The sequence below is a fragment of the Rhodococcus sp. 2H158 genome (genome assembly GCF_053764755.1).
Genome location: NZ_JBSNCE010000036.1, coordinates 1 through 12738, shown reverse-complemented (window position 1 = coordinate 12738; position 12738 = coordinate 1). Strand labels below are relative to the sequence as shown.

The 12738-nt window shown below is 58.3% G+C and carries 10 protein-coding genes; 1 reads left to right on the top strand and 9 read right to left on the bottom strand.

Annotated elements, in window-relative coordinates:
- The first annotated feature begins 2 nt into the window (after window positions 1–2).
- Entirely contained in the window at window positions 3–1832 is a 1830-nt protein-coding gene (locus tag ACWPOB_RS25630) for a DUF4012 domain-containing protein (protein WP_455402541.1), read from the top strand.
- A 1285-nt stretch (window positions 1833–3117) separates the two neighbouring features.
- Here ACWPOB_RS25630 and ACWPOB_RS25625 read toward each other — a convergent pair.
- The 9 genes from ACWPOB_RS25625 to ACWPOB_RS25585 all read right to left on the bottom strand — a co-directional run.
- Window positions 3118–4008, bottom strand: a complete 891-nt coding sequence (locus tag ACWPOB_RS25625) for a glycosyltransferase family 2 protein (protein ID WP_455402540.1) — start codon at window positions 4006–4008, stop codon at window positions 3118–3120.
- Between the two features lie 79 nt (window positions 4009–4087).
- On the bottom strand, window positions 4088–5353 hold the full coding sequence (locus ACWPOB_RS25620; protein ID WP_455402539.1) for an oligosaccharide flippase family protein: 1266 nt from the start codon (window positions 5351–5353) through the stop codon (window positions 4088–4090).
- Window positions 5337–5990 carry a glycosyltransferase family protein gene (locus ACWPOB_RS25615; protein WP_455402558.1) on the bottom strand — a complete coding sequence of 218 codons (654 nt, stop codon included), beginning with the start codon at window positions 5988–5990 and terminating at the stop codon, window positions 5337–5339. The genes ACWPOB_RS25620 and ACWPOB_RS25615 overlap by 17 nt, the downstream gene beginning before the upstream one ends.
- Before the next feature lie 422 nt (window positions 5991–6412).
- On the bottom strand, window positions 6413–7153 hold the full coding sequence (locus ACWPOB_RS25610; protein ID WP_455402538.1) for a glycosyltransferase: 741 nt from the start codon (window positions 7151–7153) through the stop codon (window positions 6413–6415).
- Between the two features lie 200 nt (window positions 7154–7353).
- Complete coding sequence (locus tag ACWPOB_RS25605) at window positions 7354–8547, bottom strand: Coenzyme F420 hydrogenase/dehydrogenase, beta subunit C-terminal domain (protein WP_455402557.1); 1194 nt, start codon at window positions 8545–8547, stop codon at window positions 7354–7356.
- An 80-nt stretch (window positions 8548–8627) separates the two neighbouring features.
- Entirely contained in the window at window positions 8628–9719 is a 1092-nt protein-coding gene (locus tag ACWPOB_RS25600; RefSeq protein WP_455402537.1) for a polysaccharide pyruvyl transferase family protein, read from the bottom strand.
- Window positions 9720–9865: 146 nt separating this feature from the next.
- Window positions 9866–10117, bottom strand: a complete 252-nt coding sequence (locus ACWPOB_RS25595; protein WP_455402556.1) for a DapH/DapD/GlmU-related protein — start codon at window positions 10115–10117, stop codon at window positions 9866–9868.
- A gap of 476 nt (window positions 10118–10593) precedes the next feature.
- Complete coding sequence (locus tag ACWPOB_RS25590) at window positions 10594–11928, bottom strand: O-antigen ligase family protein (protein WP_455402536.1); 1335 nt, start codon at window positions 11926–11928, stop codon at window positions 10594–10596.
- A gap of 274 nt (window positions 11929–12202) precedes the next feature.
- Window positions 12203–12738, bottom strand: a 536-nt coding sequence (locus ACWPOB_RS25585; RefSeq protein ID WP_455402535.1) for a dTDP-4-dehydrorhamnose 3,5-epimerase family protein, incomplete at its 5' end; no start/stop codon positions are given.

Here is a 12738-nt window from a genome sequence, read left to right as displayed (position 1 = left end):
GCGTGAACGATGTTACCGACGAGTCACTTTCGCCGGAACCACGGCGGCGCAAGGTGCGCCGACGCAAGACCGACGAGCAGATCGCCGCCGAGCGCCGCAAGCGTCGGACCGTCGCGATCGGTTGCACCGCAGGAGCGGTCGTCGTCGTCAGCCTCGGTGCATGGCTGGCTTACGAAGGGCTGCAGGCAAAGTCGAGCCTCGAACAGGCACGGGAGTACGCGACCAGATCGAAAGACGCTCTCCTGGCCGGTGATACCGAGACGGCCCTGCGCACCGCCGGCGACGCCGACAAGTACGCGAAGCAGGCCCAGGACTCCACCCACTCGCTGCCCTGGAGCATCGCCGCGGCGATCCCCTGGATCGGCAGCCCCTTCGCCTCGAGCCAGCAGATGAGCGACGTTGTGACAGGACTCACATCGGATGTCCTGGTCCCTGCAGTGGATGCCGGCTCGGCCGTCTCCCCCGATCAGCTGATCCTCGACGGCGCCCGCATCAACCTCGCCGCACTGCGCGACGCCGCCCCCGTTCTCGAGACCACCGCGGCGGCGGCCGCCGAACTGGACGCGCGGGCGCAGGACATCGACGGCACCTACCTCGACCTGATCGACGACGCCCGCGTCCAATTGCAGGACCAGACAGCCGAATTGTCCGGTTTGCTCGCCAACACGGCCACCGCGGCGCAGATCGCGCCGGCCATGCTGGGCGCCGACGGGCCGCGCAGCTACTTCATCGGGTTCCAGACCAACGCGGAGGCACGGGGCACGGGCGGCCTGCTCGGCGGGTTCGGCATCGTGCGCGCGGCCGATGGTGCGGTGCGGGTCGACGACCTGGCGAGCAACCGGGAACTGCGGACGAACTACCAGCCCATCGACCTCGGACCGGACTTCGCCCGCACCTACGGGCACAGCCGGCCGACGGTGGATTTCCGCAACAGCAACGTCAGTTCGCACTTCCCATACGCGGCGCAGATCTGGCAGTCCCTCTGGCAGCAGGAGTCCGGCGAGCGCGTCGACGGCGCGGTCGCCACCGATCCGGTGGCGCTCAGCTACGTCCTCGAGGTGGTCGGCCCGGTGACGTTGCCGGACGGCGAGAAGATCACCGCCGACAACGTCGTCGAACTCACCGAATCCACGGCGTACTCGCGGTTCGGCGACAACCAGGCGGCCCGCAAGCAATACCTGGAACGGGTGGCATCGGCGGTCGTCCAGAAGATGACGGGCAGCATCAGCAGGCCGCAGGCACTTCTAGAGGCACTCGGCCGCGCCGCGAGCGAAGGACGCCTGGCGTTGTGGAGCGACGATCCTCAAGAGCAGGAAACTCTGGAGCGCACAAAACTGGGACACGTGGTCCCTGACGACCCTGCGCCATACGCCGGTGTCGTAGTCAACAACCTCGGAGGAAACAAGCTCGACTACTACCTCCGGCGGGAAATCGAATACACCGCAGGGTCGTGCGACGGGGACACCCGAGAGTCGACGGTGACTGTACGGCTAACCAACGACCTTCCAGAGGGTAGCCACACGACCTACGTCGCCGGCATGTTCGACAACCCGGTGGGCGCACCATTCGGCACTAATCTGGTCGATCTGTCGCTAGTGGCCACCCAGCGCGCTCGCCTCGAGAGGGTGACGGTGGACGGCGTGCCCGCAATGCAGTTCACCGGGGCTGAAATGAAGCACCCCGTCTACAGTGTCCAACTCCCAATCGAGCAGGGGCACACGGCGGAGATAATCTTCGAGCTAACCGAGCCAAGTTCGCACGGAACCGCAAGACTTACCTTTCAGCCACTTGTCGACTCCCCCGAGGCTATCGTGGAAGTGCCTACGTGCTGAGCGTCGGAATCATTACCGACGCCGGACCCTGATTCTATTGCCACGACGCCACCACAACCGGGCCGACTCCCAAAGAGCGATGCCGAATCCGCACAGGGAGAGTAGATCTCCCTCGGTAATGCCGTGGTCAGGATTCAAGGTGTACAGAACCTCACCTTCGAGTGGCCCGTTGAATGGCAACCACAAGAACGACGAAACAACCAGGGCAGCAACGGAAACCACATGCGGTCGAGCGAGACACCAAGCAGCAGAAGCGAAAATCGAGCACATGAAGACCAGGGGACGAAACAAATCTACCGCAGTCGTCTCCACTCCTATCCCCTCACTCCAGCCAACCAGAGAAGAAGTGCCACACTTAGCCCTTCCGGGCCTCATCTAGTAATCTTCTTCCACGACCAACACGCTAAAATGGCGAGTCCAAGCAAGCATATTCAATCTATCCAATCATCGAAGATCCCGCGGATCACTTGCGGCCGAGGGAATTCTCACACAAGTAAACCTTGAATCGCGCAACATCGCTAGGAACATCACCACTCATTTGAAACCACTGGGAGAAACAATGAAGCCCCGGACACTTCGACAAAGCACAATTGGTAGAGTATTCTGCAAGTTCTACACAAGGATTCCAATGCGATCCAAGATTCTCAGCTGGATCTCCAAACGCGAAGGCGGCGAGTTCTACTCTGCTACGCTTCGATACATCCTCGAGGAGCACTACGGTGTAGAAGTTGGTCCATACTCCTATGGCTCTCTGCTCACTCCGGGGTACGCCGATCGCTGCACCCGGATCGGCTCGTACGTTTCCATTGGGCCCAACGTTCGCAGATTCGGGGCGGCGCATCCACTGGATGCGCCCAGCATGCATCCATTCTGGTACAATCCTCGACTCGGCTACGTTGACGATCGCGCAGATGTCGAGAGGACCCCATGCGAGATTGAACACGACGCATGGGTCGGGGCCAACGTCACGATACTGCCGGGGTGCCGCAAGATCGGTGTTGGCGCCGTCATCGGAGCTGGCTCAGTCGTCACCTCGGACGTAGAACCATTTGCCATTGTAGTCGGCAACCCAGCCCGGCCAATCGGACAGCGACTCACCGGCGAACTCCGCGACGAGTTGCTCGAACTCCACCCTTGGACAAAAGAGCCGGCAGAGTTTCAACAACTCTTGCGGCACTGGGACACCACGCGAACAATGGAATCGAGCGAAGGACCAAATTCAAGAGATTAACGCCCCAGATCGGCAGCCGTACGGCAATAGAACCAAGAGTTGCTCTGATCTGACCTACACATCTCCGACCCGAGGGCGTCTCATAATCCCGGAGCTTCTTCCTGCCAATAGGCGTAGTCCATGCACAATTCCTCGCGCGGAAGCCGTGAACTTGCGGACTCGCTGCGATTCCTCGCGGAACGGACGAACGCCAATTCGCAATGCTTCCAGGATGGCCAAAACGCCAACGAGTCCGCGGAGTCCGAAGTATTCCCCAAGAATCAGGATTCGATTGCGCTGCATGTAAAAATAGTAGAGCGCACTCTTGCCGGAATCATTGGCCGTCCCGCCGACCGCGTGCCAAATCTCCACCGACGGGACAATTACCATCTTCATGCCGCGTTGGTGCGCACGAATACACAATTCTGCATCTTCCCAATACATGAACAAATCTTCCCGAAATCCGCCCAGTCGACGCCAGGCCAATCCGCGAATCATCATAGCCGCGCCAGTTACAAAAGTGCACTCCGTAATAACCTCGGGCGCGTCGCTCCAATGGCAAGTCCGGCCACGCCGCGAATCGAAATTTCCACCGCCATACCACACTCGCTCACTCGGATCCGTGACGATCAACGGTGACGCGATGTCGGCTCCACTGTCAGAAAGGGCCGTCATCAGAGCGACCGCAGTATCCGGGCGAACGACCGTATCCGGGTTTAGAATCCAGATATACGACTCGTCACTCGGGTCCAACGCCTTCACACCTCGGTTGACACCGGCTCCGAACCCCAGGTTAGACGACATCTGAATGCAGTCAACGCCGAAGCGGGACGCCGCCGACTTAATTCTCGACCATTCACACATATCGTCGGAATTATCGACGATCATAAGAGCCGTAAGAGGCGTGAGGTCGAGACTCTCAAGTAGTTGCGTCAGCAGACCCGACGAGTAGTAGTTGACGACCACCACACAAATTTCGCGCGACACATTAGCCAAAGCAATTCACCCCATTATCGAGTCAAAGCTTGAAATCGCGCAGCACCGATTACTTGCCACGCGAGAACAGGATGGAGAAGGCGGCCCGCACAGCTGGCCTCCGAGGTACCCAGTCGAGCAGTCCGATGCCAAGCGCTTTGGACGCCACCACCGAGGTGATCCAAAAACCCGCCGCGGACGCAACAGAGGCACCAATCAAACCGAATGGCATGCTCAATGCAATCAATAGCACCGTACCCCCGGCAAAGCCGACGAACTGAGCCGCACTCGCTTCTCTCGATTTTCCGTCTGCAACCAAAGACGATGTCAACACGAAATTGCATATGACAGAAACCGAGCCAATGGCTAGCACAATCGTTGCGGGAACCGCAGGACCAAAGGCCGATCCAAACGCCCACGGTATTACCACCGGCGAAAGTGCCGAAATTATGACCGCAATAACTACCCCCAAATAGCTCGAAGCCTGCAACGCGAGAATGACCTTATTTCGACGCTCCGTATTCACGGCACGAGCGACATCGCTGAAGACCGCGGAACTAATTGCTTGACCAACCGGAGCCGGCGCGAGGGCGACGTTGACAGCGACAGCGTAAAATCCGAGAGCCGCGCTTCCAATAAGCGGCAACAGGACTAGCTGGTTCAGTCGATATGATGCAATCTCTGAAATTTGCGCACCAGAAGCCGCAATCGATTCTCGAACTAGGGAACGGATCGAGTACTTCGAGCCTCTCCACGACACCGGGAGGAACGTCGCGGTCAACAAAAAACCCAGAGCGATTGCTACAGTCTGAGCAGCGACTACGGTCGTAACTGTGAGTGCACTAAGAAAAGCAAGACCAAGAATGACGACAAAAAAAACAACTGGTTGCGCAATATTAATGCAGGATATTCGGCGAAAGTCAGAGCGGACCACCAGGACACTGACAATTGAATTTCGATGAACTACAAGCGGCGTGAGCGCCAATCCGGCAATAAGCCACGCATTCGCCCCAGCGGGCATATTCGCAAACAGGGTGAAAACGAGAATTGCTCCGACTGCGAGACTCGGAATGACTGAGAATACTGAGACCAAGCGCGCGGATCGAATAATCGAATCAACATCCACTGAGTTGGCAGCCTTCTGGCGTACGGCCCATGGTAGGCCGAGCCCCATTGCAATCGGCACGATCATCAACGTTGTCATAGCCGCAGCCGTTAGGCCTCTGCCTTCGGGACCAATTGCTCGGGCGATCAACGGCGAGGTGAGGAGGGCCAAAAGCGCGCCAGCGATGCGCGTAACAACCAGACCCGCGGGGCGGTCAAGCACCTCGGCCACCGTGTAGGCGGGAGAACTTTGCACCGCCCACCGCTGTGGGCGGGCAATCGCCCGCTAGCACTTGTAGTGCGCGTCGCTGTTCTGCTCGCCGTTCTTCCAACACAACGGCGCACCTTTCACGTAGCCGGGGAATCTGATGCACCATCGCTCGAACCGCAGCGACAATCGAATCCGAGTCGGGATCCGTGTACACCGCCGCGTCTTCATAGAAGCTACGCAATACTTCGAAGTTGGCCGTGACCTGCGGCTTCCCGCACAGTAGTGCCTCGTAACCGGCGCGCTGCATCGTCAGATCTCGTGTCGTAAGCGCAACGACTCCGTCTGACACGTCGATAAGACGCCAGTACTCATCATTGGAAAGGTATCCGGAGAACTCTACGTTCGATGATACGGCCGAGCGAACCCACTGAGGAGGACGTCCAGTCAATATGAAACGAAACTCTGGCATTCTGCGAATTGCGTCGATCAATTCTGCAATCGGTTCGTCATTAGCGTATCCGAGCGGACATACCAGCGTGGGATGGCGATTGGCTCCTGAAGGCTCTATTACCCCCGCAGGCGCAGTCGGTCTGTGCAAGATATCGTGAAGCACGAATGCGCGGACACCGCTGGACTCACAGACTTCAGCCAATGGCATATTCGTGACGATTGCCTTATGTCCCAGCAACATTCGAAGCGATAACTTCCGGGCCCATCTCCACTTCGGATCGAGGAAGAATCCCGTATGCAGATCCGCAACTATCGACACCTTCTTGCTAGTAGCAGCCAGAACGATCATCAAAACTGGGAACGGGGGCAGCATAATTATTACCTGCCGATAGTGCGAACCGCGAACCAACCTCCACGTTGCGTATGCTTGCTTGAAGTACCTCCAAACAAGTATTCGAGAGCTATCAACGATAAATGCCGGCTCATAACCCAGGGCCTCCGACAAGCCCGCCGAACGGCCGTGATATCGGACCCAGCTGACTACCAATCCATCTTTCACCGCACCCACGTCCCTTCAAGATGCAGCTTTTCCTCGACACAACCCGAACACCACAGCGGACCGAACTGGGTTCACAGGCCACGAACAGAAAAGCCGGTAGCTTCAATTAGCGCTTCAAGAGTGATCAAATTTGGGGGCATTACCGCACCAATGGCTTGCTCGGCGACTACGTCCGCAATCTGGTGCTGATGGTCGTCGACGTGCTCGTTATGCGACTTCCGCCGGGGCACTACTACCGGGTAGATTCCTAGGTCCAAGAGTCGAAGTATCGTTCCCACGCCCGCGTGCGTCACAACCAGATCGGCAGACTGCGCGGCCGCGTCGAAGTCCACGCTCGACATCTCCGAGTGTACTTCTCCGGGCAGATCGGATCGACCGGTGCAGCCAAGCTGCCAAACAGTTCTGTCGTTAACAAGTCCGGTAGCCAAGAGACCGTCCACTAATGCATCGAATCGATATGGTTGAATCGTTCCAAGCGTCACGAATACCTGCGGATCATCCACTATCGATCTTTCAATGCGGGCGTACCTGTCGAGGACTGTACCTCGATAATGCCATTTTCCGCCCGCCCAGGACTTGTATTGGCACGATAGCTTGACACCTGGGTGCGCGGACAGTATTCGACCACTGAGCGAGGGCCCGGTAACTCGTGACACACTTTCGATGTAAAAAGACGGAACTCCGCGTGCATGTGCGAGCAGCAATCCAGGAACCGCCAAGGCAGCCCCGGTACTGACCGCCGCAGAGAATCCCCCACCCTTCCAGTCAATTTCTTTTTGCATATGAGCAAACGCCTTCGCTGCCTTCGACACGCCCCTGGGTGGTATATACGGGACAAATAGCGTGTTCCTATCGGCAAGCAGTGATCGACTTTGAGGATTGTCAAATGTAATCCATAAAGAGTCGTCTCGACTCTGTACTGCCTGGGACCACTTCACTAGTTGCGCAAGATGACCTCCAGTCGATGCAATAAGCATGTGCCGACCCGGCTCGATGTCGTTCAAAGTGCCCCCTACTCCGATGCTCCGGAAAAAGCTGTTGATGTCGCATTAACCTTGCGTCGGCGGTCTTTCACAGGCCGCCGTTCTGCTTCTTTTCTCACCCGTACAAAGCTCCCCACAGCCGAGCGCAACGTCTGAAGTGGCGCGAGGCGAGCAGTCCGCAGTAGCTGAAATCCGCGGTACCGGGGTAGGCGACGACCACCCAAGGTTGCGCCGGCCATCCGACCGGCCAGTGTGGTTCGTCGTCTGACCTGAAGTGGTTGCACAGCCGCAACTTGACTGAGGTCCGCGGGCTTAGCACCCAACACACCTGACGAGATTGCGCGCCGGATAATACTGTCCCCCAGCGCGGTTCGCGCCACCAGCACGCTTATTCCCTCCCTATCTCCGAAGTCTGGATATCCCCGACCGTCGGCGTGCCAGAAGTCTCCAGCGGTGATATCGGCGCTCTCTCCGATGCCGTCAGGGCATATCTTGCAGCGCCACTGAGTAGTCGGTCCAAGAAAGCGTCCCCACGAATCGTTGTAGCTCGCGGTTACGGTTCGTCCGCCATCCGTTCGGACAGTGAAGTCGCCCGGCCACCCGTTACCCCTATATCGCAGATATTCAACTCTTTCCTCGTTCGTATCTATTCCGAGGTGCTGAATTAGCCGTTCCGTGGCAACTTGACTCGGAGTGCCTGCACAGAAGAAGGACAGGAGTAATGGTCGTTCGGAACCCCGGGCGTCGAGAAGCTGCTTCACTGCCGAAACATCGCAGGGCTTGCCAACAAAGATCGACTCGTTCGCGCTATCCAATCGGCAGCATCCCGCGGCCGCTACCGGGGCATAACGAGAGCCCGCAGATTTCAGCGCTTCCTCCTTTGTGGTAAGCGCCACGGCGGTGGAAACGCGTGCATCGGCGGGGGATTGTACAACGCCCGCCGAGGACGTGTACTGTCCGGTGTCCAGCAACCAACTCACTATTGCGGTCAGGGTCCCGCCGCTGCTGCCTGAGTGTCGAATCGAAGGATCGATTGCCCATGCCTCCCAGGCCGAGATAACAGGTCCAAATATCGAGTGTCTGGACCCACCCTCGATTAACCGCGCCTCGACCGTCACGCCAGGGCACGCCCTTGAGAATTCCGACACCGCCTGAGGCTCGACCTCTATCGCGACGTCGTCATCCCAAGTCGGTCTCAGGTAGCCATCATCGTTGAACGTCATTTTGATGTTGGAGCTCAGTTGGGAGCACATCCCACATCCGGAGCAGTTCCCCCTTTCAACTACTTTCGCGACTTCGTTCTTCAATGACCTCGACATGCCGCGCTCCTCTCCAACTCTTCAGCAGCTCTTTTCATGTGGGCGTCTACGTTGGACCTTAGCTGCGGCATTTCATCTCGAAGTTGATCTTCACGCCGACAAAGACTCAGGATCCTCTCGGCCATATCGCCCGGAAATCTCAGGTCGACAGTGTATTGCCACCCTATTCCTCTGAGTAGTGGCTCAAATTTTCGCGAATATGCCATGGCAATCGCCGGGGTACCCACCGAAAGGCCGTTCAAGCACGCGTGCATGCGGGCTCCGAGTAATAGGTTGGAACCTGCAGCAAAATCTCGAACTTCCGCCAACGAGGTTGGAATGAAGACATCGACCGGCTTACCGATGGCGTCCGCCGCCGCCTGTACCGAGGGCACATCATTGTCGGCCTTCTCGCTGTCGAGCACGTGGGCAAACAATGACAACTCGCGTCCTTCGTCGATTAATCGACGACAAACGTTAATAACAGTTTCGCGATATTGCAGAAAATCGACATGCGAATTCTCGTTCCATAGAAGTCCGGATACGTTCATCGCGATGTCCCTAATAGGCGGCGCTTTGATTGAGGGGATCGCGAAGACTACGTCAGTCGCTAGGACGGCTCGATTTAGGCCTATCGCTGTGCAGTACGCTGCACTAGCCTCGTCGCGGGCGATGATGCCGTTCGCCAGTCCGCCTGAAGCCTTTCCGACCATCTGGCCCAGCTTGCTGTTAAATGGCCCGATCGTCTGCGGCCCCATTACAATTGGAATTCCGCACGCGTGGACAAGCCTGGCGAAGGCACTCATGACTGCCAATCGACGCACGCCATATATGTCGCTGAAGCTGTCGCCCCACCTCATGTCGACGACCAAGTCGTAACCCGACAACCACGACCGGAGAGGCGAAGTTCGCGTGAACTGTTCCTTTACCAGCGTCCGCTCGCGGATCGGAATCGGCGCGGCTCCGGCACCGAAACTCTGAAATTCGACAGATGCCGTCGGCCAAACAGTGTGAACAAGTGATTTTGCACCCTCGGCAAGAGCCCGGACGCCCAGGTTCGGTGAGCTTGCGTCCGCCCACAATACAAGTACTTTCATCTACATACCTTTGCCTCACAGGAATCTACGAGGTGTGCCTGTGGAGTCCGGCCACCGATAGATACCGACTGTTGATTCGGAAGCCAATCTGGTGTGTGACCGTCTTCGGACGGCACGTCCAATGCGCACGCGCAATACCGCGCCGCCTATGCGTCGTCCAGATTTCGCATGGGGCGGGCTGGGACGCCCGCCACGACGGTGTTCGCCGGAACGTTCGCTGTGACGACCGCACCAGCCGCGACTATCGATCCGTCACCGATAACGACCCCCGGTAACAGTACCGATCGAGCGCCAATCCATACCCCGTTACCTACCGAAATCGATTTGGCGATCGGCCTCCCGGCTCTCCGGTTAGTGCGGCCGATGTCGTGCGTGCTAGTTACGAAGAGTACATCCATCCCGATATCGCAGTTTCGACCAATCTTGATCCGAGCCGATGTGTTGAACCTGCATCCGTAGTTGACGAATGTTCCAGTTCCAATGCTCACCCGCCGACTTCCGAACCAAACACCGGAAGAAATGGTGCTTCGTTCTATATCCATCCCTATGGCGCGCAACAGTCGCCACCGAGCTGGCCTCGGTACTATCGGTGATGCAACAAGGAAGTTCAAGGCGAGGTCGCGGCCGGTTCCAGGCCATATCTTCTTTAGGACGACTGAAAAGCTCATTGAAGGAACCCGGCCAGCTCTTCGTGGCACCATTGAAAATTGCATGCATGCGCATCGTAGCGAGCAGCACTACCTGTTTTAACTGACCCGCGCAACAGTGAGGCGGCGCGGCCCCTGATGACCAATGCCATCTTTGTTCCTCTCGACTACAATTTCGGTCCATTAGCTGGGCGTTTCAATGCATATGGACGCCTGGCGCGCCACGTTCAACTCTGCCCTGAACTTTGGGCGGGTTCCGGTTGGCGGACACAAAGTGCGTCTCCGCTTCCGCCTTGGCTAGGGTATCGAAATGATGCCGGTTTGCTCCAGTTTTCTGCGCGCTGTAGACCACACACGCATCCAACCATTGCTCCCAATATCGCAGCTGTGGGCGAGCCGAGAGGCATCGGGGCGACGAACGATATAGCGAAAAAGCCTAGGGCAGCGGCAGAGATTCCGGAGGCGAGGCGGGATGCACTGCTGGTTCGCAATATCGGTATAAGAACAGGAATTACGGTAGCGGCCCCAAACAGAATTAATCCGACGATTCCTGTCTTTGCAGTCGCCCACAGGTAGAAGTTGTGAGCATAGTACGGCGCTTGTTCGTACATCCATGTACCGCGCCCGCCGGCCGGCGGCTTGTACGCGTAGCCGAAACCGTGGCCGAAGACGGGCGCTTCATATACGGATTGCCTGAGAAGGTCGTTCTCTTCCTGCCTGAACAACGCCGATGGATCTCGTTGTAGGGTATCCGAATTGACGCCTTCAACCACACGCGCCGAATAGCTGTTTACCTGCACCGTGACCCACTTCATTCCCGGCAAGTCGGACATCGCAGGGCTTGCAGCGAGGAAGGCGAAGGCTCCTATGGTTATGCCTCCCAGGGCAATCCGCGCGGCGGCCGCAAATGCTGCGTTCAGACTCCTGAGGGCGACCAATGCGGCGATTACAGTGATCGCGATGCCAAGGATGTGGTTTCGGGAGAAGGCTAGAAAAAGGATGAGAATCGACGGCAGCGTCCATGACCACGTCGCCCGGAATGGCACAGCTCCCAGCACTGCAAGTGCGACGCAGATGCAGAGCGTGGCGAGTGCGGGATAAGTGGCGGCTGTAAGGTACCTGGTCGCTTCGGCCGATTCGCCAACCAAGGCTGCCTGCTCGGACCTGCCCGCCAGAGCAATCCCCGCTGTGGATGCAGTCAAGATGAGCACGACAGAGCCCCAAAGGACCCATTTCATTACAACGGCACATCGCTCAGCGTCCGGTGTGTTAATCACTGTAGCGGCGACCATCAGCGCCATAAAGAGCTGGCCCAGATTTCGCAGATCGCCGATCGTGTGAACGCTCAGGTTGCCCGTTAGGATCGCACTTCCCACACCAATCAGTAGCCATGTCGCCAGCAGGCCAAGATTAAACCTGGTCCACCTATTGATACTGATACGCAATGCTGCCATGAGTGCGGCAAACAATGCGATTTCATATGCCGGGAAGGTGAAGCCGCCAAAACTGAAACTTGGCGTCAAACCTGCGGGAAGCGCAGCACATCCTAGAACGATGGTCACCGGGGCAAGCCAGTCGGGTCGGTATACAAATATTGCGGCACCGACGACGGCGAGCAGCACAATACCTACGAGGGTCGAATTCGATGCTGCAGTGTATCCCAGGAAAGTGGCTGCGGTGGCGACAGTGGCACCAAGTACGCCTACTCTGACTCTCTCAGTCGGCAAATTGGCTCCCATTCTCGGTCTGCTCGATTCGACAAACGCTCTGATGCGTGAGCGATAATGGGCGCTTGAATCAAGAACTACGGGCACGAGGTCTGCCACCTGTTGAACATCAGGAATTGTTCCCCTGTCCTTGCATATGGCGGTGCGGCAGCGACCCTGCTGCGACGGCGTCGGCCAGGGAGGGGGCCGCCCGGTCCTTGGCGGAGAGCTGGTGGTGCAGCGGTTGCCCGTCGCGGCCGGTGGTGGGCCAGTCGATGCCGATCTGCGGGTCGAGGGGGTCGATCTCGTGTTCGCGGTCGGGGTTGTAGGTGGTCGAGCAGAGGTAGACGACGGTGGAGCCGTCGGCCAGGGAGCAGAAGGCGTGGCCGAGGCCTTCGGGGAGGTAGATCGCGCGGCGGTCGACGTCGTCGAGCAGCACCGCGTCCCACTGTCCGAAGGTGGGGGAGCCGACGCGCAGGTCGACGGCGACGTCGAGCACCGCGCCGGCCGGGCAGGTGACGTACTTGGCCTGCCCGGGTGGGACGTCGGCGTAGTGGATGCCGCGCAGCACCCCGGCGGCGGAGACCGAGCAGTTGGCCTGGGCGAGGTCGAGGGCGCGTCCGGCGGCGTCGGTGAAGGTGGGTTGTTTGAACCACTCGTAGAAGA

Bases quoted from the DNA above. Each gene is read 5' to 3' on its own strand.
- ACWPOB_RS25615 (WP_455402558.1), bottom strand. From the start codon at position 5,990: ATGCCATTGGCTGAAGTCTGTGAGTCCAGCGGTGTCCGCGCATTCGTG.
- ACWPOB_RS25605 (WP_455402557.1), bottom strand. From the start codon at position 8,547: ATGACGTTCAACGATGATGGCTACCTGAGACCGACTTGGGATGACGAC.
- ACWPOB_RS25600 (WP_455402537.1), bottom strand. From the start codon at position 9,719: ATGAAAGTACTTGTATTGTGGGCGGACGCAAGCTCACCGAACCTGGGC.
- ACWPOB_RS25595 (WP_455402556.1), bottom strand. From the start codon at position 10,117: ATGGATGTACTCTTCGTAACTAGCACGCACGACATCGGCCGCACTAAC.